Below are 23,867 nucleotides of genomic sequence, written 5' to 3' on the forward strand. Positions count from 1 at the left end.
GCGTTCCCGCTTAGCCGCTCTACAATTAGCCAGCCGCCTTCGTCTCAGGATATAATTAACAATATATCATAACAGATATAGCTATTTCATAATGAGGAGTGAAGCATACCTATGGACCAGCAGCTTCTGGCACAAATCAACCTTTGGCATGAAGAAGAAGCGTTCGAGAGCATTGTTGATCGACTGCAAGAAATCCCTGAAGCCGACAGAGATTATGAGGTCATTATCCAGCTTGCCCGAGCCCTTAACAATACAGATTGTTACCGCGATGCACTAAAGCAGCTTTCCTTCATTTCCGAGCAAGGGAAACACGACCCTTTATGGCATTTTCGCCAAGGCTATGCCTTTTATTTTCTGGCTCGTTACGTGGACGCCTTGCAGGCTTTTGAGCTGTCCTTCCGCTTGGACCCCAAATCCGAGCCAACCTTAGAGTTTTTGGAGTGGACCAAGCCGCTCGCTGATAAAATGGTACGCCAGCACAAGCGTTATGTGGAGGAAAGCGCAGCGGCTAGTCAAAATCGGGGCTCCGAGCAAGACGCACCATTGTCCTCGCTTGATTTACAAAGCTTTTGGGAGGACAGCGACTATGCCCGCAAGTCTTATGTGCTGCCGCCTCCAACCGATGAGCTGATTGCCTCCATTGAGCAGGAGCTTAGCTACAAGCTGCCAGCCTCCTACATTGCCCTAATGAACAGCCAAAACGGCGGAATTCCGGTCAATTGCCGCTTTCCAGCGGAGGAGCCAACCTCCTGGTCAGAAGATCACGTCGCGATTACTGGCATTATGGGCATTGGACGAAATAAATCCTACACGCTAGGCGGAGATTTGGGCAGCCGGTTTATGATCGAAGAATGGGGCTATCCTGACCTTGGGGTCGTTATTTGCGACTGTCCATCCGCAGGTCATGATGTCATCATGCTGGATTACCGCTTCTGCGGGCCAGAAGGCGAACCTGCCGTCGTTCACGTTAATCAAGAGGACGAATACAACATTACTTATTTGGCATGCAGCTTTGAACAGTTTATTAAAGGGCTCGTTCATGATGATGTGTACGATAGATCAGCTGAAGAGAAAGAAGCCGATCTGAAGAAAGTAGCCGAAGGCGCATTTTCCCCTCTATTGGCTGAGCTTTGTGCCGCTGTGACGGAAACCGATGAGCTGGAAGGAAAAATCCGGTCGATTGGCAGACAGATTACCGAGGAGAAAGGGTATTTCGTCTTTCAAGCCGACGAGCTGTCTACCTTGATGTATGATTTGCAATTTTGGCTTTATACGAAAACCTATCCGAATCCTGCACGGAAAAAATATTTAGACGACTATGATAAGCTGATCGCATTCGGCGAAGGCGAGTTTAGCACAGGCGGCTATGCGCCAGCCTTTATTACGGACTGGCTCGATGATCGTATCAAGCTGGGAAAGATCATCGTAACGGATCGCACTCTCGCTATGACGGATGAAGCTATCGAGCAGGTGATTGAGCAGTTGAACGCCTCTGTTTGATACGAGGGCGGAAGAAGGCTTTCAAGGCAGCGGCTATGACTGGGGCTCGCTTGCAGCCGTGTTTTTGGAGGAAAAAGCACCTGAGCTTGCCGAGCAAATCCACTTCGATCCAGAGGCAGATATGTTCTGCGTATATTCAAGCAATCGGAAAGCACTGATGAATTTTGCGTTAGCCTTCAAAGCAGCCTGTGAGGATCATGATTTAATCAGCGATCTATTTACTCGCGCCGAGCTGGATTAAATTTATGTAACGACGTGCCTTCATTCATTATGTGCTGCTAACTTCCTTATTTTTCATAATCGCTAACTAGGGCGTGTCTGAAAACCCGTTCAGTGGCCCCTTTCACCGCCTTTTCGCCCCCTGCTTCGTTCCGTTTGCTTGACGTACCCCCGGTACGCCTTCACAAGCGCGCCTTGCATGGAACGAAAATTCGGCAAAATTTGCTGTCCTCAGCGTTCTCAGACACGCCCTAAAAAATGCCCGAAGGCTCCTATATTAAAGCCTTCGGGCATTTTTTCTAGCTAGTTTAGCTGATTTCGCTCGTTTCATGAGGCTTATATAGCCCCACTCACCAAATTTCCTTTATACCATACGGACTGCCGCTGCGCTTTTCTTGCAACAGCCTCCGCCGAGCAGCTCGCGTGCGTCAATACAAAACTGGCGGCATCGCCTACTTTGGGCCACACCTGCTCGCCTTTCGCATTGAGCGGTGTAATTCCGCCTGTAATAAAGGCAAGTGTCTGGGACAACGAGGCTTCCTCTTGGCAACCATACAATTCAGCGTAGCGTCCTGCCTTATCCAGCAAATCCCCACTGCCAAATGGCGACCAGTGATCCGTGAGGCTATCGGTTACCAGCTTCACCTTTACGCCTTGACGGCTCAGCATCGGCAGCGGCATATTCATTTTCCCAATCGGCACTGTAGAAGCAATGGACATGCCCAGCTTAGCCATTCGTCCAGCCATTTCTTTTGCCTCCTGCGGCTCAGCGCCTGCAAACCAAAAGGCATGGCTGACCGTTACTTTTCCGTGCAGGCCCGCTTCTTCAGCCAGCTCCGCTAGCCGGCTTAAGGTTTCCCGTCCAGTTTCGTGTCCATCATGCAAATGAATATCGACGCCCGCACCATAATGAACGGCCAATTCAATGATCGTTTGCAACGATTTTTCAATATCTCCATCTACTGAATACGGATCTACCCCACCAACATGGGTGGCACCCTCAGCCAATGATTGCTTGACGAGTGCAACCGAATCAGAGCGAAGCAGGCCATGCTGGGGAAAAGCTACAATTTCGGACGAGATTTTACCAGAGAACGTCTCCAAAGCCTGCTTCGTAGCTTCTAGCCGCTTAAGTCCGCTGACGGGTTCAATATTGCAATGGCTGCGCACATGCGTGGCGCCAAATCGTTGAATCAGTGACAAAATACGCTCTGCTTGCAGCTTCGCCGTCGGCATAAGCTGGGGCAATAAAACCTTCTCTTCCTCTATCCGTTCGAAAATACTCGCTACAGGCTCGACCGCTTTCCACGGACCGCCAAAATAGGTTTTGTCTAGATGAATGTGTCCTTCCTCAAACGATGGCAGCAGCAATAATCCTTTTGCATCATATTTCGGCAGAGTGCTGGCTAGCTCCACCCCATCCTCCAAAATTTCAGCAATGGTTCCGTTTTCTATCCGCAAATGGCAGTTGCCCGTTTTGGTACCCGTTATCCGTCCAGCCTCAAACTCAAACCCTTGCTCCAGCCTTGCATTGGTTAACCAATAAGATGTATTCACCATGTCAGCCCCGCTTTCATTTCAGCTTAAAACTATGGTAACATAGCTATCATCATACTAAAAATATTTAAAAAATTCGTTTTCCATACTTTTTTCGTTTGGAATGGAAAGGATTTGCCGCATGGATATTCGCCAGCTTCGTTATTTCATTGCGATCGCGGAAGAGAAACAAATTACAGCGGCCGCTGAAAGGCTGCATATGACACAGCCTCCGCTTGGACAACAGCTGAAAGGGCTGGAGGAAGAGCTCGGGGTACAGCTTTTTGTAAGAAGCGGGAAATGGCTGGAGCTTACTGACGCCGGGGAGGCTTTATATAGGCGTGCCTTATCCTTAACAAAGGCGCTCGAAGAGACCAAGCTGGAGGTGAAAGAAATTGGCAGTGGTACGCGGGGCAAATTAATGCTAGGTATAAATACGTTGTCATCCATCGTTTTGCCACAGCTGCTGCATAAGTTTAAAGAAGCATATCCGCTTATCACTTATAAGATTCAGCAAAATGAATCTGCCCAAATTGTCCGGCTTCTCAAGGAACGTTCCATTGAGCTTGGCATCGTGCGGCTGCCGCTTGAGCTAGGTGATTTCGAAGTGCTGGAGCTTCCTTCGGAGCCCTTTTATTTCGTTGCCGCGAGCAGTGTCCTGCACCCCGCTGACAAATGCTCCTACCGTGATATTCAGCGTTATCCGCTTATCTTACCCAGTGCGGAAGGGCTCGGCCTTTATAAAAGCATCATCCAGCAGTTTACTGATCGCGGCTTACAGGCTAATGTGATTGGAGAATGCTCCGATATTTCCCTATTGTTGAAGTGGGTAGCCTACGGGGATGGAGCAACCATTGTGCCACAGTCCGTTCTTGAGCTGCATCAAGGCTATGACATTCAATCATTCGCCATTTCAGACAGCGAGCTTCATTTTGCCACCGGACTCATCTGGCTAAAGGACCGTTATTTGACCAAAGCGGCACAACGCTTTATTGAATTGATGAAGCAGGAAATCGTTCATCTTCGATTGTGATGTTCCCACGCTCCAGTACCATAATTCGGCTGCACATGAACTGCACGGCCGCTAAATCATGCGAAATAAACAAGCAGGTAAAACCAAGCTGCTGCTGTAATCGCTGCAACAGCTTTAAAATCTGGGCTTGGATGATCATATCCAGGCTCGCGGTCGGCTCATCCAAAATAATAAAATCAGGCGCAATGCTGATCGCTCTAGCGATGCATACCCGCTGCTTCTGACCTCCGCTCAGCTCATGGGGATATTGCCGCATGACGCTAGCCGGAAGCCCCACCATATCGAGCAAAAGAGCAGCCGCTTCATCCCGTTTATATCGGCTATCACCTAAAAAAGCTGGTGTTTTGTCCTTGAATACGTCGAGCGGCTCCATTAACGAATCCACAATCGTCAGCCTCGGGTTCAAACTGGCTGCTGGATTTTGAAATACCGTTTGAATACGTCCGTTTATGAACGACCTTGCAGCAGCTTTCCGGTTATGCAGCGGCATTTGCTGGAACAGGAGCTCTCCTTCGTCAAGCGGCTCCATAAGCATTAAGCATCTAGCCATTGTACTTTTACCGCTGCCGCTCTCGCCGACCAGTCCTAAGCACTCCCCAGCTTTCAGCGTAAAAGATACTTGATCCAGCGCCTTAATGCCTTTCGGGTACGTTTTGACAAGGTTTTGAGCAGCAAGCATAGCATTCCCTCTCGTAGATGCTGCCCCTGTTCCCTGATCCAGCATCGTTTGATCGGCATCTACTAATTGCAGCTTCGCTTCTTGTTTTAGCGTTATTGTTGGTGACGACACTAGAGCCGACTCAGCCGCAAGGAGCTGCTTCGTATAGAAATGGGCTGGCTGTTCCAGTACAGACCGCACATCACCCGACTCGAGCACGCAGCCTCCGCGCATAATGGCCACTTGATCGGCATAACGCCTGACATGCTTTAAATCATGTGTAATAAACAGAATAGCGCAGCCGACTCGCTCCTGCATTTTCTTCAGCAAACAGAGTATTTCCTCTCCCGTTTCCTGATCCAGCGCAGTCGTTGGTTCATCGGCAATAAGCAGCTTCGGCTGAAGCAGCATGGCTGCCGCAATCGAAACCCGCTGCAATTGGCCTCCACTGAGCTCACACGGATAGCTCTTAAATACGCGCTCTGCCGGTAGAAGCACCTCTTCTAAGCAAGTCAAAATTTGCTTTCTCCGCTCCTTGCGTCCTAAGCCACTATGGGCTTGCAGCGTTTCATCCAGCTGCTTCCCCAGTCGAATAAAGGGACTGAACATCCCCGCATAATCTTGGAAAACATAAGCAATCTCTTTGCCTCGCAGCCCGTTTATTTGATGGGCCGAAAGCTCCGAAAGGGATTGTCCCTTGACCAAAATCTCGCCATTCGTCATACGCACAGACGGAGGCAGCAAACCCGCGATCGCGAGGCCCGTCAGCGTTTTCCCGCTGCCGCTTTCACCAATTAATGCGAGCCATTGCTGCTTTTCAATAGATAGATGAAGGTCTTGAACAAGCTGCTGCCGCCCTGCGTTTAAGCTAAGTCCTGTTATTTTCAATACGCTCATCGCTGTGACCTCCTTTACTCCCTGCTGCGCTTCACATCCAGCCGATCACGAATCCGATCCCCCCAAGCGTTGGACAATAGTACAACTAGCATAATCGCAAGTCCCGGCGCAAGCATCAAATACGGAGCCTGATGAAAATAGGCGCGGCCTTCATTCAGCATCGCTCCCCATTCTGGAGACGGCGGCTGAACGCCAAGTCCAATATAAGATAACGACGCAATCATCAAAATAATTTTGCCCACGTCCAGCGAAGCAATAACGATCACATGGCTGAAGGCATGCGGCAGCAAATGCTTCATGACGATATGGAGCGAGCTTAAGCCATTCAAGCGGGCAATCGCTATATAATCCTTGTGCTTTTCAGACCTGACACTATTGCGCACAATACGTGAGTAAGCGATCCATTTGACCGCTGCAATGGCAAAAATCAGATTAAAAATGTCCGGTCCTAGCAGGCCGCTTAACACAATAGCAATGATGAAATCCGGAAATGCAAGAAAGGAATCCGACACACGCATGAATAGGCGATCGACGAAGCCGCCGATATATCCCGACAGCAGCCCTACAGGGATGCCAATGCTTAGCGCTGCCACAAGCACGATCACACTCGCGCCTATCGTATTCCGACCTCCAAGGAGCAGACGCGAAAACAAATCTCTGCCGAGTCCGTCGGTTCCCAGCCAATATTGCGCCGTCGGCGGCAGCAAGCGGTCGTTAAGATTCACTACGTATGGATCATGTGGAACGAGGAAAACCGACAAAGAAAGCACAGCGATAAGAAGCATGGCTATATATCCGGCAAAACCTATTTTCTTCATCGGTTCTCCCCTTTCAAACGCATTTCCGGGTTCAGAGCATGATTCGCCAAATCCACCAGCAAATGAATAAGCGTGACGGCAAATCCCATCACGACCATATAACCTTGAATGACCGGATAATCCCTGCTCTGAATGGCATCCACAATAAATTTGCCCATGCCTGGATAAGCAAACAGCACCTCAATGACAACCGTGCCGCCGAGCAAGCTGCCTATGCTGACACCGAACATCGTCACAACGGGCGTAAGCGCATGGCGAAAGGCATGACGGAGCAAAATTTTTCCGCTGCCAATGCCGCGCGACCTCGCTCCCCTAATAAAATCCTGCGTTAAGCTATCCATCAGGCTGGAGCGAAGCAAGCGGACATAAACGGCAGACATCGTAAGCCCGAGCGTCAGCGAAGGCAGCACGAGATGTGCAAGAGTCCCCGTTCCCATTGACGGCAATAAGCCCGCCCTTACAGATAGCCCTTCTATTAAAAGAAGCCCTAGCCAAAAGCTAGGGATTGAAGTTCCCAAAACAGCAAGAAGCCTACTTGCGCGGTCAATGAAACGATTGGGATAAAGGGCCGACAAAGCGCCGAGCGGAACTGCAATGAGCAATAAAATGAGCAGCGAGCTGCCAGTAAGCAGCAGCGTGGCTGGCATTTTACGAAGCAGCTCCTCGCTGACTGGCCGATTCGTCATATACGACTTTCCCAAATCTAGATGGGCCAGCCTGGCAAGCCAGCTGCCATACTGAACCAATACCGGCTCGTTTAGCCCCAGCTCCTCCCTCTGTTGCTTGATTTCTGAGCTTGTGATCGCAACGTCATCTGAACGAAGCATTTGCTTAACGGCATCTCCCGGAGCAAGCTTAACGAAGACGAAGCTGACGAAGGAAAGCAGCAAAATAAACAGAACAAGCTCTACGCCCCTTTTCCAAACGATGCTCATTTCACTTCTACATCCAGCTCATTCGTCAGCATATAATATTCGCTTTTACTCGTCACCCAGTTTTTCACCTTGTCACGGTACAAAACGAGCGTATTGGGATGAACGAGGTAGGAATAATACATTTCTTCATTAATGCGGGTAAGCGCCTGTTTAATTAAAGCATAACGCGCATTCGTATCCACCGTCTGATCCAGCTCATCAATCCAAGCGCTCAGCTCTTGGTCGTTGATTTTACCGAAATTGAGCGAGCCATCCGGCTTAAAGGCTACATTTAGAAAATAACTCGCATCCCCGCGCGGCGCAATTAACGGGCTGTATGTGCCCAAATCCCAATCATCCTTCTCCAGCAAATAATCCTCGTATTTATCGACTTGTGCGATCGTTATGGCAATGCCAAGCTCCTTCGCTTGCGATTGCAGCACTTGGGCCAGCAATGGAAATTCCGCACGCGAAGCGTACGTGACCAGCTTGAAGGAAAGCGGCTGGCCATCCTTGGTCACCTTGCCCTGCTTAACCTCATAGCCTGCTTGCTGAAACCATTTGAGAGCAGCGTCAACTCCGCTTTCCTTCGATTCATAGCCGGGCACGAACGGAAATTCCGGCAAAAAAGGACCGCTGGCAACCGTCGCTTGGCCGCCCATAATGGCGTCCTTCAACTCATCGCGATTGACGAGTGCATCGAAAGCTTTGCGAACATATTTGTTTTGAAAATCTGCATGCTTCGTATTAAAAATAAGCTCATGTGTCCGCAAGCTGACAACAGAATCCAAATGCAGGCTGGCATCATTTTTCATCGTTTCCATGCTTTCAACTGGCGGACGGTACACAATATCCGCATCCCCTGCCATGAGCGCTGACAAGCGGGCATTGGCATCCTCATTAAAGCTGAAGGTCGCATGGTTGAGCTTTGCAGCACCGTCCCAATATTTGTCGTAGCGATCCAGCTTAAGCGAGCTGCCTGAAGTGAACGAGGCTACTTGAAACGGACCGGTTCCGATTGGCTTTTTATCCGGCTCCGGTGCAGACACGTCAATAATCGCTGTATTGGGATGAACCAGCTCCGATGGAAACTGGGGAAATGGCTGCTCCGTCGTAATTTGCAAGCTTTGTCCGCTGGCTTCCATTTGCTTGATTTTCAAAACCTGCTTCACGCCCGGGTTTTGCTCCATCGCCCGCTCAAGGGATTGCTTGACAGCATCCGCATCGAGCGCCTTACCATTTTGGAACGTCACCTGTTCCCGAATTTTAAACGTCCAATGCTGCCCATCTGGGCTGCTCCACTCCTTTGCAAGCCAAGGCTGGATTTGGAGGTCTTCGCCCAGCTTGACCAGCGTTTCAACAACACCTGCTCGGAGCGGGGTGTAATCCAGATGTGGATCTATCGTTTGGCTTGCAAAGTTAAACAGAAAGGACAGCTCCTTCTCAGGCGGTTGTGATTGCTCTCCGTTCGTATTTGCCCCTTTGGAGCAGGCCGCCGCGAGCAGCAGCAAACCGATGAATAGAATGAATGGGATGATTTTTCGCATATGCAATGTAAGCTTACCTCCATATTTTCAAATGATACAAGATTACCTGCCTCATCGTACCTTAAGAAGCCCTGAATGATAATAGCCCTATCGAGCTATTGCACAGCAAAAAATGTGACAATAATAAGCCGTTCTCATGATCCTCGCGAGCTCCTGCCTGGCAGGCATGAAGGTGAGATATAACGGTACGGTTTGTTTAGACGAAACCGTTCGCAGGCTGCTCCCTTGTATCAGAAGCAAATAAAGGATTATACCGACCCCAGAAATAAAAACAGAGGCAGCCCTGGGCGAGTAAATAAAGCCCTAGACTGCCACTGTTTTATTGAACTATCGTGCTCTGTTAACTTAATCATCTGCACATTAAATTAATGATTTACACTCTCTTTTTTCTTTTCCTTTTCCAACTGCCTTAATATAAAGGTATGTCTATAGTTGTATCTGAGGCGCACAATGTCCACGTACCAAGAATGGTAACACAGAAATATGAAGGTCTTCCTTTATTACCTATTTGGTATTTCATCGGAAAATATTATTTTTTTCCTTTTTATGCAATTCGCATAATAACAAGGTGTGCGGAATCTGACCATGTTCCTCCAGCTAATGGAGAAATCGTGAGTGCCGTAGAATTGCCAGCAGGATTGCGAACGGTGATGATTGAATTAATGGTAGTTGTTTGCACAAGCGCCATTCCTACTATTTGAGTAGTACCTGTTGCACGCCCGACCACCGTATAGGCCAGATCAGCCCCATTTAATGTTAAAATCAGTTGACCCGCTTCGTTTGCATTGACCTGAAACAAAACCTGATATGTGCCAATTGCCGACAAGTTAAAGGAGCTCGCATTTATACGGGTAATTGCAGTCCCGCTAATTGGACCATCTTGCGGAAAACTTACGTCCGTGTTGGGAGCAACAGTTGCTGTATTATTAGGAGGCATCAAGGCAAAAAAATCTGCAAAGCCTAATACTCCTCCGGCTGGTCCCACTGGTCCCGTTGCTCCTGTTAGACCAGTTGAACCCTCTGCTCCCGCAGGTCCTGCTGGTCCTGCAGGTCCGGCTGGTCCAACCGTACCAATTGCTCCTGCTAGTCCTGCTAGTCCTGCTAGTCCTTGTGGTCCAAGAGCACCTATCGCTCCGACAAGTCCTGCTGCTCCTTGAGGTCCAAGTGCTCCTGCAATTCCTTCGGGTCCAAGTGAACCAATCGCTCCGACAAGTCCTGCTAATCCTTGGGGGCCAAGTGCTCCTGCAATTCCTTCGGGTCCAAGTGAACCAATTGCTCCGACAAGTCCTGCTAATCCTTGGGGGCCAAGTGCTCCTGCAATTCCTTCGGGTCCAAGTGCGCCAATTGCTCCGACAAGTCCTGCTAATCCTTGGGGGCCGAGTGCTCCTGCAACTCCTTGAGGCCCAGCTTCTGCTATCGCTCCCGCAAGTCCTTGAAGTAATTGCTGTCCTTCAGGCGGGGGACACTTTTTACAAACCCTGTTTTTAATTTCCCGATGACGACGTTTCTTTTTTTTATCTTTTGGATGGCACACAATTGTGGTTTTCTTTTTACACCGTTTTTTTGTTGCGGGACAACTCAATACTGACACCTCCCTATATATGGTTCAGTGTACGTGAGTCGGTTTTTTTAGGTATGGACTAATACCCTGTATTCGCTAGACTAAAAACTATTTTTAGAAAATTGGGTTAATACTAGGGTATGCTTATACCACAAAATCCCATAATATTTTGTTTGTGATTTAGTAATTTAACATTAATAAAACTATTCCTTCTCTTCGTCAACCCAAAACAAATTCGGGTCTTTTTGCACCTTCAATACCTCCCCTTAGTCAATTGCTAAAGGCAAGCAAAATAACCATATAAATCGTTTTTGCATTTTCTAATCACAATTGACTTCTTTAACCAGACAGGCTAACGTTTAGTCTATTAAATGTTTATAAGCGTCAAGGAGGAATACGTTATGCAATATGCAACATTCGCTGGCGGCTGTTTTTGGTGTATGGTTACCCCTTTCGAGGAGCTCCCAGGCATACATAGTATTATATCTGGCTATATGGGCGGACATCAGGAGAACCCGACTTATGAGCAGGTGAGAACAGGAGAGACGGGACATGCCGAGGTTGTGCAAATTGCCTTCGATCCGCAGCTGTTCCCTTATGAGCGTCTGCTTGAGCTGTATTGGCCGCAAATTGATCCGACGGACGAAGGCGGTCAATTTCAAGATCGCGGCAGCCAGTACCGTACGGTCATTTTTTATCATAATGAAGAGCAGCAGGCTCTGGCTCTCGCTACCAAGAAGAAGCTTGCAAGCAGCGGACGTTTCGATAAACCGATCGTAACAGAGATTCGGGCGGCAGATACGTTTTATGCAGCGGAGGAATATCATCAAAACTTCCATATGAAAAATCCAATGCATTACAAAGAGGATCGTGCACAATCGGGCCGCGACGAATTTATTGAGCAGAAATGGAAATAGTGCTTAACTTAGAAGAAAAAATACCAAACACCCCGTCAGCCGTTTGCTGGCGGGGTGTTTGGTTATGTAAGCTTACATCTAAATACCTTACTGCCCCTTCAGCCGCTGCTCCTCATTGCTCATTGGCTGCAGCTTGAGCGCAGCGCAGCATCATCAGACAAAAAGATCGGTTATGCCCAATATAAAAAGAGGATAGGTCATAGCGATTCCGAGCCGGTTCGAACGTTACGAGCAGGCGATGCTTCATCCGCTTCATCGCAAGCTGTATGAATCGCTCCGTCTGCTCACAAGCCAGAAACGTAATATACGCATACAGCGAATGATCCTCCGGCTCATCAAGCACGCTCACGCCAGCGCATGAAAATTCCGTCGGTATGCTCTGCTCCTTGAGCAGCGTGAGCGCAGGAAGCAGCTCCGCATCTATCGCGACATGCCCAAGCAGCAACGTTTGCTTCGGATGCTTGGTTATTTTTTCACGCGCCCGCCAGTTCTGCAATTCCCGTTCACGCCGCTGCCAGCGCAGCGCAGCATGCATGCTTATTACCTTTTCCGCTTCGCAAGCCATGCTCAAACTTGTCATATAAGACACGCTTCCTCACCATCCTTCTCTCCAAATCGTATAAACCGAGCCTTCCCTCCACATCGCCAAAAAAAGCTAACCACTACACCGCGATGATTTTTGGTTTATATTCACTCAACGCCTCCTGAATATGAGACTGGAGCAGCGGGCTGCTATCAATGATCGCCTTACGCTTCGCCTTGAGCACAATTTGCTCCATATCCGCAAAGCTGCATCCGGCAAGCAGACTGGCGGCCGTATCATATATATGAGCCTGCTGTTCAAAATCTCCAATTAAAAGCGATATATATTCGTACCTGCTGCGATCATCCGGCATGCCGTAATGCATCTTCGTATCGAAGCGCCGCCATATCGCATTGTCCAGCTCCTCCTCCAAATTAGTTGCCGCAATAAAAATACTTTCGCAATCAAACTCGTCCAAGCACTGCAATAGCGTATTAACGACCCTCGCCATTTCCTTCACTTCATCATTATTTTCACGGGTCCTTGCAATCGCATCGAACTCATCGAGAAATAAGACGCAGGGGGTCGCTTTGGCGTAATCGAATATTTTGCGGACATTGCTCGCCGTCTCTCCTAGATGACTATGGATAATCGCATCGAGCCTGACCAAAATAAGCGGAACATCCAACCGCTGCGCAATGTAGAAGGCGGTCAATGTTTTTCCCGTACCTGGCGGCCCGTACATAACGACTTTGTTGGGAATTGGCACATCATGCTCCTCAAACTTTTCCTTCATGCCCATAATCGTAAAAAATTCTTCCACGATTTGCCGATTCATCGGCGGCAGCACGATACGTTTCACCTTTTTCGCACAGTCCTTCGGGCTGTAAAAGCTAGCCATATCCGTTCCTTTGGCCCTTGGCAGCCGGTGATTGCTTTGATTTTTACTCATGTTAGCAAGACTCCTTCGATAAAATTTTCGCGCGAAAAACCCAGCTTGTTGGTCGGGCCATTGCGCTAAATGGCGGCCATATGTTCAAGAAATCCAGAAGATGCCCTCCTGCTCGATTTCAACCTGCTCCAGCTGCTGCTCAAAACTTTATAGCCATCCTTGTTGTCTTCCTTTCTTAGTTGGAGAAGTACATCGCTTTATTCGTAAACGTTACGATTTATTATAGCGCATAGGCTGGGTTTTGGAAAGGGGGGTATGCAAGCCTTACTGGCTCACATACTCTTCCCCCGCCTGCTGCACCCATTGCACGAACAGCTTTGCCCCTTCCGTCAGAACCTCTTCATCGATATCGAATAAGGGATGATGCAGCGGATAAACCGTTTCAGCTGCTGGATGGGCACTGCCAATAAACGCGAATGCTCCCGTCACCTTCTGTACATACAGCGCAAAGTCTTCCCCAGCAAGGCTAGGCTTGTCCAAAATAACAACCTTATCGTCACCCAAGGCGATTCTCCCGGCCTGAATGGTCAGCTGAACGGCTGACGCGTTATTAAGCAGCGGTGTTCCTAGCCGATATCGCGACGTATAGCTGCCGCCATAAGTGCTGGCGACAGCATCTGCTCTCTTTTCCAGAAGTTGATGAATTTGCGCAGTCAGCTCCGGGTGAAAAACGCGATAGGTCCCGCTCAGCTTGCTTTCCCCCGCAATTGCATTAATCGCAGTACCCGCATGCAAAGTACCGAATGCGAACACCTTCGTTTCCCAAGGGTCTGTTTCCACTGCAAGAGCGAATTTAACATCAGAAACAAATTGCACCGCCATCGACAGCGCGTCCACAGCCAAATGCGGCGTACTATGATGACCGTTCAACCCTTGAAAAGCAATGTGGAAATGCGAGGATGCCGCCATCGCCTCTTTGCGATGAATGCCAACAACACCCGTAGGCAGCTCCGGCCATACATGCATGGCAAAGCATAGGTCGACACCTTCCAGCACCCCAGCCTCAATCATATCTCGACCACCACTTATCATCCGCCCATCAATTGGACTAGGAAGCGCACTTTCCTCAGCGGGCTGAAATACAAATTTAATCGTTCCTGACCAGATATCTCGGTGCCGACTGAGCGCCTTTGCTGCTCCTAGCAGCATCGTCATATGAGCATCATGACCACAGGCATGCATAGCTCCTTCGCTCGCGGAACGGTGGTCAAATGTATTCTCCTCCGTAATCGCCAGAGCATCCATATCTGCTCGCAGCACGATCGTCGGTCCCGGCTTATCGCTGCTGAGAATGCCAACAACGCCTTTGCCAAAATGCTTGCCGACATGCCGCTGAACTTGCAAGCCCCATCCCGATAAATAGCCCGCTACCTTCTCTGCAGTCCAGCCCACCTCAAATAATACCTCGGGATGCTTGTGAAAATCTCTGCGCAGCGCGATTAATTCCTCACGCAACGTATCTACATAGGCTAGCGCAGCTTGTGCATTCATAAAAATCGCCTCCTTATATGTGAAACCTTTTTATCCAGATCGACATAAGCAAGCAAAAACGACTTCGTCGTCCTCTGGCGGCACAGCGCGTTTCACTCCGAGAAATATAGAGAAAGCATGGCGAAATCATATACTTTCCTATATTTCAAAAAAAGCGGAAACATCCCTTGTATCAGGATGTTTCCGCTTTTACGGTCAACTCTATTTTCAATAATAGGTATGGCCTAGCCATAAGTCAATGCCAGGTACATTTTAATACTGGCGAAAAGCAAGCACCGCGTTGACTCCGCCAAAGCCGTAGGAGTTGGACACTGCTGCCGCGGACTTCACCGTACGCGGATTTTTGACAACCAAGTCAAGCTGCGCCTCCGGGTCTGGCTCATCCAAATTCGTAGTTGGCGGCAGCCACCCATTGCGCAGCGCAAGCAGCGTAATCGCTGCTTCAATAGCGCCTGATGCGCCAAGCGGATGGCCGTACAAGCCTTTCGTGCCGCTGACGGCTACCGGATGGTTGCCAAATACTTGGCGGATGACCCGTGATTCCGTCACATCATTGAGCAGCGTCGAAGAGCCGTGGGCATTGACATAGTCAATGTCCTCCGGTGCCATATCCGCGCTCGTCAGCGCCTGGCGCAAGGCGCGTGCTGCCTGCGTGCCGCATGGGAGCGGCGCGCTCATATGATGCGCATCGTTGGTCAGCCCGAAGCCTGCCAGCTCGCCATATATTTTCGCGCCTCGCGCCCTCGCATGATGCTCGGCTTCAATAACGAGCACGGCGCTGCCCTCGCCCATGACGAAGCCGTCGCGATTGCGGTCAAACGGCCGGCTTGCCACACCCGGCGACTCATTGCGAGTAGACATCGCACGCAGCATGTCGAAGGCGCCGAAGGAAAGCGGCGCAAGCGGGGCTTCCGAGCCGCCTGCCATAATGACGTCCGCTTCGCCGCGCCGGATCGCTTGCAGCGCCCGGCCGATGGCGACGGCACCAGAAGCGCAGGACATTGCGTTCGTCTCATTCAAGCCCGTCATGCCAAACTCCATGGCAAGATTGCACGAGGCCGCGCCGCCGAACACGGAAAACCCCAGCGTCGGCGACACGGCCCGGAAGCCGCCATTATGGTAGCGGCTGCACTGCTCTTCCGCATAGGCGATGCCACCCAGCGCACTGCCCATAAATACGCCTGCCCGATCAGCATCGAGATCGGCAGGGTTCAGCCCGGCGTCGCGCAGCGCCAGTGCGCCGCTGGCAACGGCTAGCTGCGAATAACGGTCCATGCGATGCGCCCGCTTTTTATCCATATAATGCTCCGCCTGAAAATCCGGAATTTGTGCAGCTATTCGGCTCCGCAGCCCTTCCGGCACAAAACGTTCAATTTCTCTCACCGCGCTTTGCCCCCGCACTAGACCTTCCCATAACTGCTCCACGCCTGCGCCAATCGGCGTTACACAGCCTATTCCGGTTATGACCGCCTTAATCGCATTAGCCATTGCGCCCACCTGCCTCTCTTTGTTGAATACTGGCTTGCTCTGCCGCATCGTTTGCGAACTGCTCAGCTAATTGTTCTCTTAGAGCCTCCCATTGCAGGTCTGTCCATTGCCCGGAATCAGGGAGCTCTTCTTGCACAGCTTGCTTCTTGGCAGCAAGCGCGGCTTCAAGCTCAGCCTGCTGCTTCAAGCCTTGCAGCGTTCTCTCCGCAATCGCATAGACGAACTGCTTGCCGATAAAACCGGCGAAGAGCCTGCGGCTCCATGGTGGAGAATTCCAGCGATGCACAATCGATACAGAAACCTTCTCTCCAGCCGGTACAATGCGCCATTCTACCTCCATCCCTTTCGTTACACCGCGCACATGGCGGTAACCAACGATCAGTTCCTCCTCATTCACTACCATTTCGCTTTCCCACCAGACCGGCCACTGAAACCGTTTAAATGGCCGAACGGCGGCCATTCTCACGAGTCCTCCCCGCTCACTGCCGCCATAGCGAAACTGGATCTGGCGGTAATGCGGGAGCAGCTGCGGCCAATTTTCGATTTTTCGGGCATATTGGAAGGCCGTCAGCGACTCACAGCGCATCGTTACCTCGTTGTAGGTATGCATGTGTATTCAATCCTCCTTGTATGTGTATCTATTCATAAGCAATCGCCAATTACTGCCGCCAGGCGACTGCGGGCGGCAGGCAGCGAGCCAAGTCCACGCAAAGCGGATTGCCACAGCAGCTCATGCCTGCTCGTCCATTCAATCAGTTTTTGCAGCCGAATAGCTGGTGCGAAGCGGCTTTGCTGAAGTGCCGCATAGCGAGCAAGCGGCGCATCGCTGTCGATCTCGAGCGCTTGAAGCAGCAGCGGCGCAGCAAGCTCCGCACTGCTGAGCGCGCGGTAAATGCCCTGGCCTGTCAGCGGATCATAATAACCGGCAGCATCGCCGATGAGCAGCAGCCCTGCTTGCTGCGTTGCCCGCACACGGCGGTCAAATGGCCCACAGGCGAGCACCTCGCCTGTGCAAGCCACACCCTGCAAGCGCTCCGCCAGCTCTGGCAGCTCGCCCGCCTTTCCCAGCAGCCATGCAGCGCGCCCCTCCTTGCTTTTAGCAGAAGCAGCTCTGTTATCCGCTTCAGCCGGAGCAGAAGCACGGACAGTCCCATCGCAAGAGGCAGGAGCTTTTCCACTTACATTGACAAAAAACGATGCGGCTTCAAGCGTCTCCATCTGCGTATCCGTAGCCGTATATGTATCCATATCCGCATGACCAGCTTCATTCTTAACAGCTCCGCTTTCTTTCAAGCCTGCGGCTACTGCTGCCGCACTCCCATCTCCCGACAGCTGGGCAAGCGTCATATTGGCCTCACCTCCGCCAATCGGCGCAAGCCCAACAACGAGGCCGCGCCCAGTGAACAGCTCGACACGTGGCTGCAAATCCCGCACACCGCTCACCCGTGCCGTGAACGCTGTTTTGCGCAGCGGGCCGAAGCTGCTAAGCCCCGCGCAGCGGGCCACTGCTGAGCGAATCCCATCGGCGCCAATAACGAGGCGCGCCCGAAATTCCGCTGCCTGACCCGCTGCGGAATAAGCGACAACACCAGCCACACGCCCTTGCTCCCAAATGAGACGCTGCACCCGCATTTGTTCTATGACCTTCGCACCAGCCTCCCCAGCATGCAGCGCAAGCGCATAATCCAGCTTTTCACGGGCGCAGGCCATTCCGAATTGGCCTGCGGGGAAAGACGCCAGCAGCTCCGCCTTTCCGCTTGTCAGCCGCCAGCCATGGATGAGCGAATGCTCCATGCTGCTGAGGATCGCCGCGAATTTGCCAGCAGGCAGTACACGCGCAAGCGCAGCGACTGCGCCAGGATTCAGCGATTCGCCGCACGGCTTGCGCCGCGGAAGCGATTCACGCTCCAGCACAAGCACCTTTACACCTTGAGCAGCTAATAGTGCTGCCAGTACGCTGCCAGCTGGTCCTGCACCGACAATGATGACATCATGCATGGCACACTAGCGCCAAGCGAAATGGAAAATGCCGATGCACGACAGCAGCGGGAACACCTGCCTGTGCAAGCAGCTCCTTCGCTTCGCGCGCTGTATAGGAGCGCTGGACGGACATTGGCCCATCATGCTTCGTCACCGGGCTGCGCCAGATGAACTTCGCAAGCATTCGCGCGGACAGCAGCGCCAGCCGGTGCCGCTCCAAATCGGTGACGACCCAGCCGACCCTCGCAACCCGGTCGATTTCCCCCAGCATGCGGCTCGCCTCCCCGTCATCCAAATGATGCAGCGCCAAATTGCTGAAGACGATGTCAAAGCTGTTATCCTCGAATGGAAGAGCGGTCCCATCTGCTTGCAGCACCTGTATGGCAGTCTGATGAGCGGTGCGTTTTGCCGCAAGCTCCACCATTTTAGGATGAATATCCACGCCGACAATTTCTACCGCCATACCGCGCCTGCTGCACCATTTCTCCAAGGCGATCGGGATATCCGCCAGCCCTGTCGCCACATCGAGCAGCTTTATTTTCACCCTATCGCCTTGCGCAGGCCTAGATCCTGACCCGGTCCATCCCCACTGTTTTCCTTGCGAATTCTTCGCCGCTCCTTGCTCCAGCCCGGCGCCCTGCCCAAATAGCAGCTCCAGCTCCTGTGCTCGCCGTGCGATAGTCGTCTGTCTGAGCAGCCGCTCCAAATGCTTGAACAGCACCGGATTGCCGCCCAAATAGCGGTTGACCTGCCACACCTCAGCGAGGCTCCTCTCGAGCTCCTCCAGTTCTAACTCTTCCTCATCGAGCTTTTCCTTCGCATACAGCCGCTTCATAGCTGCCACCTCCTGCTTTGCTGTCCTTATTGTTATTGTTTTCCACCTTTTTTATCCGCATAAGGCTTATATTTATTTCATTTTTTTACCTGATGGAATAAGGCAGTTGTGTTCGCAACCTCCAGCCTCCCCTTGCGTCTAATAGAGTAGAGAAACTAGAGGAGAGTGATAGAACGCTTATGAAATTTAAAATGAGAAAGCTGACCGCCTTGCTGGTGCTGCTTATGCTGAGCCAGGCATTTGCCGCGGGCAGCAGTATAGCTGCGAGCTCCGCAACCAAGTACCGGGTGTATCAGAACGATGCAGCGCTCAAGGAATTTGCAACCGAGAAGCAGGCAATTGCCTATGCCCAAAGCTTTACCTACAGCCATGTCGAGCAAATTTCGGGCCGAGTGTGGGTATGGGACAATTTTCCGAAGTATAAGGTATATCAAGGCGGCGCCTCCAATCCCAAGTGGGAATATCGCACCTACGAACAAGCACAGGCCGCAGCGAAGCAGCTAGGTCAAGTACATATTCGAGATTTACAGCAGCCGGGCTGGGTTTATGAATCTTATGCCAAGTTCCAGCTCTATCAAGGCGAAAATACGAAAAGCAGCTGGGGCTTTGCTACCCTTGCAGCCGCTAAGAAGGAAGCTGCCAATTGGGGCAATTCCCATATAATTAAACGCTCCACGAATGAGTGGGTATGGGACAATGTGACGGCTGCCCAAAAGAAAGGGCAGCGTGCAGGCAAAGCGATTTACACGATAACGAAGGATGGCGGGCAAATTTCCGGCACCAAAACATACGCTTACCTCTATGACGCTGTTCAAGCAGCAGCCAAGCAAGAAGGCAGTGAAGTAACCAATACTGCGAAAGGCAAGGTCGTTTTCTCCAATGTTCGCAGTTACGAAGTTCAGCAAAATGGCAAAACCATCAAAGCTTTTATTAGTGTTGATGCCGCAATACCCTTTGCCAAAAAATATGCTGGCGCAGATATCGTTTACAATAACGTAGTCTGGTGGACCAACAAGCCTTATTTATCCGTTTATCAAAACGATAAAATCATCAAAAGCGTACACACCAAAGAATCCGCAGTGACGCTAGCCAAAAGCTACGCAAATGCCACCGTTCGAAATGCGGATGGACGGGTATTATGGAGCAATGCAACAAAGCTGATTTATATGGGGTGGAATGGATCTTCGAACAGCCAGACGATTATGGGGCATGTTGCGGGGACACAAGGGCTTGATATTGATTCTCCGACTTGGTTCGAGCTAGGGGACGCGAATGGCAAGCTGAACGATATGTCGGATGCTGCGACCGCCAGCACCTTGAAGGCTCAGGGCGTTCTCGTCATGCCGCTTCTGCACAACCAGTTTGACAAAAAGATGACAAGTGCCTTTCTCGCCAATCCAGCTGCGCAGGCAGCTTTCATTAGCAGTCTCGTCACCAAGCTTGCGGCGCTTCACGTCTATGGCCTCAATATTGATTTTGAAGAGGTAGCTGGGTCGGACCGGGCAAGCTATACCGCTTTTGTCAAAGCACTCACGAAAGCTGTTCATGCCAAAGGCATGAAAGTATCGATCGATCTGCCGCGCGGCAGCGCCAGCTGGAATCAGGCAACGGCGTATGACCACACTGCACTGGCAGGCATTGTCGATACGATTATTATTATGGCTTATGACGAGCACTGGAGCACAGGCCCGGAAGCGGGCTCCGTTTCCAGCTTGGCGTGGGCTGAAGAGGGCGTAAAACAGTTTCTCGATTACGGCATTCCACGCAAAAAGCTTATGCTCGGCATTCCTTTTTACGTCCGCGAGTGGAAGCTGGATAGCGCAGGTGCTCTTATTAGCAATCGCGCTATATATATGAAGGAAGTGCCGCAGCTCATTAAAGATACGAACGCTATAGGCACGCCGGATGTAACATCCGGTCAAACGAAATACACCTATGTAAAAGATGGTTTTACCTATGTATTTTGGGCAGAGACCGCTTCAACCGTGCAAGCCCGCATCAATATGGCGAAAAAATATGATCTCGCAGGTGTTGCAGCGTGGCGCCTTGGCTACGAAAGCGCCGATCTATGGACGATGATGCTCCGTTTGAAATAATTTGTATATTTATTTTATGGATGAAAAAAGGTCAAGCCAGAGGGCTATTAACCCTCTGGCTTGACCTTTTTGATAAAGCAAACTTTATTAGATTGGCTGTACTTATATTTGAGCCTTCACAACACGTTTCACGGCATCGTTAGCCGCTTCGTCAATCGAAGAGCTGTATACAGCAGCATCGATTGGCAAAAAGGCTTGGCCGATTATTTCTTGCGCAATGGCTTGGTCGTTGTCGCTTGCAGAACCGACCAGTACCAAGGCAATAAGTCCCGCATCGTTTAGCAATGTGGCATAACCAGCGATTTGCCGCACAGATTCTCCTAAGCTGTTATCGATTAGCATCGTATGATAGCCTCTCGCTACCAACCGTTTCTCGATTCCCTTCGCAAGAGCCAAGTTGTCCGAAGCTGAACCCGTAAGCCAAAGCGTTAATGGCTGCTGCCCTTTTTGCTGGGCACGTACATCTCTTGTGATTTCCGTATCGATCTGGCCCGCACTATCAGAGCTTTGAAGAGCTTCGTCAATGACGCCGCAAGCGGATGTCATATTCGTTACGCGATCGATGAGAATAAATCCACCGATGCTTTTATTTTTTTCAAATGCATCAAAGATAATACCATCCGATAATGAAAATTCACATTTAGCCACTTCATTCTTAACCACATGATCGGCTGTAACCGTGTTGCCTGTATTAATATCGATTTTGTGTTTAATTGCCGTCACAGTACCAGGAAGAACCTTTGTACCTACCTTCACCAGAACATTTTTTCCCGGCGTCAGGACAGAATCATCCATCCAAAGAATCGTGGCGCTAAAGCTGTCGGCCTCTTGGAGCTGATCATCCTTCGTAAATACACATCCGCGTGAAACGTCAACTTCCCGATCCAATTGAATCGTTACAGGTTGTCCGGCATGAGCCGAATCCCTGTCTTGGTCTGTTACAAAGATTCGTTTGACCTTCGCCTTCTCACGGCTAGGCAGAGTGGTCAGCTCATCGCCAACTGCAATGCTGCCCGCTTCGATCTGTCCTTGAAATCCACGGAAGGTGTGGTCTGGCCTGCATACCCGCTGAACGGGCATCATAAACGGCAACTCATCGTCGCTTGCATGGACATCAACACCTTCCAGATAGGGCAGCAAAGGAAGACCCTCGTACCAAGGCGTATTAGGCGATTTTTTCGTAATATTATCCCCTTCTGTTGCAGAAACAGGGATTACCTGAATGCTTTCAAACTGGAATTCACTGGCGGTGCGAGAAAAGTCTTCTTTGATTTCATCAAATATTTTCGCATCAAAATCCACCAAATCCATTTTATTTACCGCTAACACCAGATGCTTGATTCCCATGAGAGCGCAAATCCGGGTATGGCGCTTCGTTTGCGTAATAATTCCTTTTTTTGCGTCCACCAGAATAATGGCAAGATCCGCAAAAGATGCACCTACGGCCATGTTGCGTGTATATTCTTCATGCCCCGGCGTGTCCGCTACAATGAATGAACGGTGATCCGTCGTAAAATACCGATAAGCCACATCAATCGTAATCCCCTGCTCACGTTCAGCAAGCAGTCCATCTAGAAGCAAGGAGTAGTCAATTTTGCCGCCACGGCTGCCCAGCCTGCTGTCCAGCTCCAAGGCTCTCTCCTGGTCAGCGAACAAAAGCTTAGCCTCATAAAGCATATGTCCAATTAAAGTGGATTTGCCGTCATCCACACTTCCGCAAGTAATAAATTTAAGCAGACTCTTCATCTTAGAAATAGCCCTCCCGTTTACGTCTTTCCATGCTTCCCGCTTCTTCCTGATCAATAACCCTTGTTGTCCGTTCGGATGATACCGCGCCAAGCGTCTCTTCAATAATAGCATCCAGCGTGTCCGCCTCTGACAGGGCGCCGCCAGTCAGCGGATAACAGCCTAATGTGCGAAATCTCATCTTCAGCATTTCAATCTTCTCACCCGGCTCGAGCCTCATCCGATCATCATCCGCCATGATGATCTGTCCATCGCGATTAACGACAGGCCGTTCTTTGGCTAAATAAAGAGGAACAATATCAATGTTCTCTCTGTGAATGTATTGCCAGATATCCTTTTCTGTCCAATTGGAAATCGGGAATACACGGATGCTTTCACCCTTATTAATTCTTGTATTGAAAAGCTTCCACATTTCCGGACGTTGGTTTTTCGGATCCCAGGCATGATTTTTATTACGGAATGAGAAAATCCGCTCCTTCGCACGCGACTTCTCCTCATCACGTCTTCCACCGCCAAAAGCAGCTGTGAATCCGTATTTGTCAAGGCCCTGCTTCAGGGCTTGGGTTTTCATAATATCCGTATAGGCGGAGCCATGATCAAATGGGTTGATCCCTTGCTCAATCCCTTCTTGATTGGAGTGAACAAGCATGTTGATTCCGAATTCTTTCGCCTTACGGTCACGGAATTCAATCATCTCTTTGAACTTCCACGTTGTATCAATATGCATGAAAGGAAACGGCGGCTTCTCCGGATAAAAGGCTTTCAACGCCAAATGCAGCATCACGGAGCTATCCTTACCGATCGAGTACAGCATCACGGGATTTTCACATTCCGCCGCTACTTCTCGAATAATATAAATCGCCTCAGCCTCGAGTTGATCCAGATGTGTCGTTGCATCTATGGAATCAAGCATCATTTTGTCCATGAAAAAAATGCCTCCCTTTAATCCTTACTAAATCTATAGACTATAATATATATCCTATCAGATTTTCACTTTTATGCAAAGTGGAATAAAGTGAATTCTTTTATTTTTTTAATCCATTCGTTTTCATCAAAAAGGACAACGAAACTACGCGCAATTAGATTGGATAATTCCATTATAGAAAAAATGTAGGGATGATGTGTATCAAGCTAGCATGAACCCCTGATTCGGGAT

20 protein-coding genes are annotated in these 23,867 nt (G+C 50.2%); 5 read left to right on the forward strand and 15 right to left on the reverse strand.

What is annotated here, in order from left to right:
• The first annotated feature begins 111 nt into the window (after positions 1 to 111).
• Positions 112 to 1,500, forward strand: coding sequence for an SMI1/KNR4 family protein (locus MHB80_RS15955; RefSeq protein ID WP_341277921.1), 1,389 nt, complete (start codon positions 112 to 114; stop codon positions 1,498 to 1,500).
• Entirely contained in the window at positions 1,493 to 1,741 is a 249-nt protein-coding gene (locus MHB80_RS15960; protein WP_341282995.1) for an Imm51 family immunity protein, read from the forward strand. The genes MHB80_RS15955 and MHB80_RS15960 overlap by 8 nt, the downstream gene beginning before the upstream one ends.
• Before the next feature lie 314 nt (positions 1,742 to 2,055).
• On the opposite strand, the gene MHB80_RS15965 is transcribed toward MHB80_RS15960, so the two are convergent.
• On the reverse strand, positions 2,056 to 3,279 hold the full coding sequence (locus MHB80_RS15965) for an amidohydrolase (RefSeq protein WP_341277922.1): 1,224 nt from the start codon (positions 3,277 to 3,279) through the stop codon (positions 2,056 to 2,058).
• A 118-nt stretch (positions 3,280 to 3,397) separates the two neighbouring features.
• Here MHB80_RS15965 and MHB80_RS15970 point away from each other — a divergent pair, with 118 nt between their 5' ends.
• Positions 3,398 to 4,288 carry a LysR family transcriptional regulator gene (locus MHB80_RS15970; RefSeq protein ID WP_341277923.1) on the forward strand — a complete coding sequence of 297 codons (891 nt, stop codon included), beginning with the start codon at positions 3,398 to 3,400 and terminating at the stop codon, positions 4,286 to 4,288.
• Here MHB80_RS15970 and MHB80_RS15975 read toward each other — a convergent pair.
• The 5 genes from MHB80_RS15975 to MHB80_RS15995 all read right to left on the reverse strand — a co-directional run bounded on the left by MHB80_RS15975 (position 4,245) and on the right by MHB80_RS15995 (position 10,704).
• Positions 4,245 to 5,843 (reverse strand): ABC transporter ATP-binding protein, encoded by a 1,599-nt coding sequence (locus tag MHB80_RS15975; RefSeq protein WP_341277924.1) that lies wholly within the window; start codon positions 5,841 to 5,843, stop codon positions 4,245 to 4,247. The genes MHB80_RS15970 and MHB80_RS15975 overlap by 44 nt on opposite strands.
• A gap of 14 nt (positions 5,844 to 5,857) precedes the next feature.
• Positions 5,858 to 6,661 (reverse strand): nickel transporter permease, encoded by an 804-nt coding sequence (gene nikC, locus MHB80_RS15980; RefSeq protein WP_341277925.1) that lies wholly within the window; start codon positions 6,659 to 6,661, stop codon positions 5,858 to 5,860.
• Complete coding sequence (gene nikB / locus MHB80_RS15985; RefSeq protein WP_341277926.1) at positions 6,658 to 7,596, reverse strand: nickel ABC transporter permease; 939 nt, start codon at positions 7,594 to 7,596, stop codon at positions 6,658 to 6,660. The genes nikC and nikB overlap by 4 nt, the downstream gene beginning before the upstream one ends.
• Positions 7,593 to 9,122, reverse strand: a complete 1,530-nt coding sequence (nikA, locus tag MHB80_RS15990) for a nickel ABC transporter substrate-binding protein (protein WP_341282996.1) — start codon at positions 9,120 to 9,122, stop codon at positions 7,593 to 7,595. Before nikA ends, nikB begins: the two co-directional genes overlap by 4 nt.
• A 544-nt stretch (positions 9,123 to 9,666) precedes the next feature.
• Positions 9,667 to 10,704, reverse strand: a complete 1,038-nt coding sequence (locus MHB80_RS15995) for a collagen-like protein (RefSeq protein WP_341277927.1) — start codon at positions 10,702 to 10,704, stop codon at positions 9,667 to 9,669.
• Positions 10,705 to 11,084: 380 nt separating this feature from the next.
• Here MHB80_RS15995 and msrA point away from each other — a divergent pair, with 380 nt between their 5' ends.
• The gene (gene msrA, locus MHB80_RS16000; RefSeq protein ID WP_341277928.1) at positions 11,085 to 11,600 is read left to right on the forward strand and encodes a peptide-methionine (S)-S-oxide reductase MsrA; all 516 of its coding nucleotides are present in this window, start codon (positions 11,085 to 11,087) and stop codon (positions 11,598 to 11,600) included.
• A gap of 112 nt (positions 11,601 to 11,712) precedes the next feature.
• On the opposite strand, the gene MHB80_RS16005 is transcribed toward msrA, so the two are convergent.
• The 7 genes from MHB80_RS16005 to MHB80_RS16035 form a co-directional block, all read right to left on the reverse strand.
• Positions 11,713 to 12,180 carry a hypothetical protein gene (locus tag MHB80_RS16005; protein WP_341277929.1) on the reverse strand — a complete coding sequence of 156 codons (468 nt, stop codon included), beginning with the start codon at positions 12,178 to 12,180 and terminating at the stop codon, positions 11,713 to 11,715.
• A gap of 82 nt (positions 12,181 to 12,262) precedes the next feature.
• Positions 12,263 to 13,075 (reverse strand): ATP-binding protein, encoded by an 813-nt coding sequence (locus MHB80_RS16010; protein WP_341277930.1) that lies wholly within the window; start codon positions 13,073 to 13,075, stop codon positions 12,263 to 12,265.
• Between the two features lie 264 nt (positions 13,076 to 13,339).
• Positions 13,340 to 14,566 (reverse strand): amidohydrolase, encoded by a 1,227-nt coding sequence (locus MHB80_RS16015; protein WP_341277931.1) that lies wholly within the window; start codon positions 14,564 to 14,566, stop codon positions 13,340 to 13,342.
• Between the two features lie 252 nt (positions 14,567 to 14,818).
• Positions 14,819 to 16,054, reverse strand: a complete 1,236-nt coding sequence (locus MHB80_RS16020) for a beta-ketoacyl-[acyl-carrier-protein] synthase family protein (RefSeq protein WP_341277932.1) — start codon at positions 16,052 to 16,054, stop codon at positions 14,819 to 14,821.
• On the reverse strand, positions 16,047 to 16,664 hold the full coding sequence (locus MHB80_RS16025) for an SRPBCC family protein (protein WP_341277933.1): 618 nt from the start codon (positions 16,662 to 16,664) through the stop codon (positions 16,047 to 16,049). The genes MHB80_RS16020 and MHB80_RS16025 overlap by 8 nt, the downstream gene beginning before the upstream one ends.
• Before the next feature lie 32 nt (positions 16,665 to 16,696).
• Positions 16,697 to 18,052 carry an NAD(P)/FAD-dependent oxidoreductase gene (locus tag MHB80_RS16030; protein ID WP_341277934.1) on the reverse strand — a complete coding sequence of 452 codons (1,356 nt, stop codon included), beginning with the start codon at positions 18,050 to 18,052 and terminating at the stop codon, positions 16,697 to 16,699.
• Positions 18,045 to 18,869: a methyltransferase domain-containing protein gene (locus tag MHB80_RS16035; RefSeq protein WP_341277935.1), complete on the reverse strand. Its 825-nt coding sequence runs from the start codon at positions 18,867 to 18,869 to the stop codon at positions 18,045 to 18,047. Before MHB80_RS16035 ends, MHB80_RS16030 begins: the two co-directional genes overlap by 8 nt.
• A gap of 179 nt (positions 18,870 to 19,048) precedes the next feature.
• Here MHB80_RS16035 and MHB80_RS16040 point away from each other — a divergent pair, with 179 nt between their 5' ends.
• Positions 19,049 to 20,965, forward strand: a complete 1,917-nt coding sequence (locus MHB80_RS16040; protein WP_341277936.1) for a glycosyl hydrolase family 18 protein — start codon at positions 19,049 to 19,051, stop codon at positions 20,963 to 20,965.
• Positions 20,966 to 21,067: 102 nt separating this feature from the next.
• Here the strand turns inward: MHB80_RS16040 and MHB80_RS16045 are convergent, their stop codons facing one another.
• Together MHB80_RS16045 and cysD are read right to left on the reverse strand one after the other, a co-directional pair.
• Positions 21,068 to 22,711 (reverse strand): GTP-binding protein, encoded by a 1,644-nt coding sequence (locus tag MHB80_RS16045; RefSeq protein WP_341277937.1) that lies wholly within the window; start codon positions 22,709 to 22,711, stop codon positions 21,068 to 21,070.
• Position 22,712: 1 nt separating this feature from the next.
• Positions 22,713 to 23,636 carry a sulfate adenylyltransferase subunit CysD gene (cysD, locus tag MHB80_RS16050; protein WP_341277938.1) on the reverse strand — a complete coding sequence of 308 codons (924 nt, stop codon included), beginning with the start codon at positions 23,634 to 23,636 and terminating at the stop codon, positions 22,713 to 22,715.
• Positions 23,637 to 23,867 lie beyond the last annotated feature (231 nt).

Source organism: Paenibacillus sp. FSL H8-0537 (assembly GCF_038051995.1).
Taxonomy (GTDB): Bacteria; Bacillota; Bacilli; order Paenibacillales; family Paenibacillaceae; genus Pristimantibacillus.

Excerpts from the sequence above, each read along its gene's own strand:
- MHB80_RS15955 (WP_341277921.1), top strand. The coding sequence starts at position 112 with ATGGACCAGCAGCTTCTGGCACAAATCAACCTTTGGCATGAAGAAGAA.
- MHB80_RS15965 (WP_341277922.1), bottom strand. The coding sequence starts at position 3,279 with ATGGTGAATACATCTTATTGGTTAACCAATGCAAGGCTGGAGCAAGGG.
- MHB80_RS15970 (WP_341277923.1), top strand. The coding sequence starts at position 3,398 with ATGGATATTCGCCAGCTTCGTTATTTCATTGCGATCGCGGAAGAGAAA.
- MHB80_RS15975 (WP_341277924.1), bottom strand. The coding sequence starts at position 5,843 with ATGAGCGTATTGAAAATAACAGGACTTAGCTTAAACGCAGGGCGGCAG.
- nikC (WP_341277925.1), bottom strand. The coding sequence starts at position 6,661 with ATGAAGAAAATAGGTTTTGCCGGATATATAGCCATGCTTCTTATCGCT.
- nikB (WP_341277926.1), bottom strand. The coding sequence starts at position 7,596 with ATGAGCATCGTTTGGAAAAGGGGCGTAGAGCTTGTTCTGTTTATTTTG.
- nikA (WP_341282996.1), bottom strand. The coding sequence starts at position 9,122 with ATGCGAAAAATCATCCCATTCATTCTATTCATCGGTTTGCTGCTGCTC.
- msrA (WP_341277928.1), top strand. The coding sequence starts at position 11,085 with ATGCAATATGCAACATTCGCTGGCGGCTGTTTTTGGTGTATGGTTACC.
- MHB80_RS16005 (WP_341277929.1), bottom strand. The coding sequence starts at position 12,180 with ATGACAAGTTTGAGCATGGCTTGCGAAGCGGAAAAGGTAATAAGCATG.
- MHB80_RS16010 (WP_341277930.1), bottom strand. The coding sequence starts at position 13,075 with ATGAGTAAAAATCAAAGCAATCACCGGCTGCCAAGGGCCAAAGGAACG.
- MHB80_RS16015 (WP_341277931.1), bottom strand. The coding sequence starts at position 14,566 with ATGAATGCACAAGCTGCGCTAGCCTATGTAGATACGTTGCGTGAGGAA.
- MHB80_RS16020 (WP_341277932.1), bottom strand. The coding sequence starts at position 16,054 with ATGGCTAATGCGATTAAGGCGGTCATAACCGGAATAGGCTGTGTAACG.
- MHB80_RS16025 (WP_341277933.1), bottom strand. The coding sequence starts at position 16,664 with ATGCATACCTACAACGAGGTAACGATGCGCTGTGAGTCGCTGACGGCC.
- MHB80_RS16030 (WP_341277934.1), bottom strand. The coding sequence starts at position 18,052 with ATGCATGATGTCATCATTGTCGGTGCAGGACCAGCTGGCAGCGTACTG.
- MHB80_RS16035 (WP_341277935.1), bottom strand. The coding sequence starts at position 18,869 with ATGAAGCGGCTGTATGCGAAGGAAAAGCTCGATGAGGAAGAGTTAGAA.
- MHB80_RS16040 (WP_341277936.1), top strand. The coding sequence starts at position 19,049 with ATGAAATTTAAAATGAGAAAGCTGACCGCCTTGCTGGTGCTGCTTATG.
- MHB80_RS16045 (WP_341277937.1), bottom strand. The coding sequence starts at position 22,711 with ATGAAGAGTCTGCTTAAATTTATTACTTGCGGAAGTGTGGATGACGGC.
- cysD (WP_341277938.1), bottom strand. The coding sequence starts at position 23,636 with ATGGACAAAATGATGCTTGATTCCATAGATGCAACGACACATCTGGAT.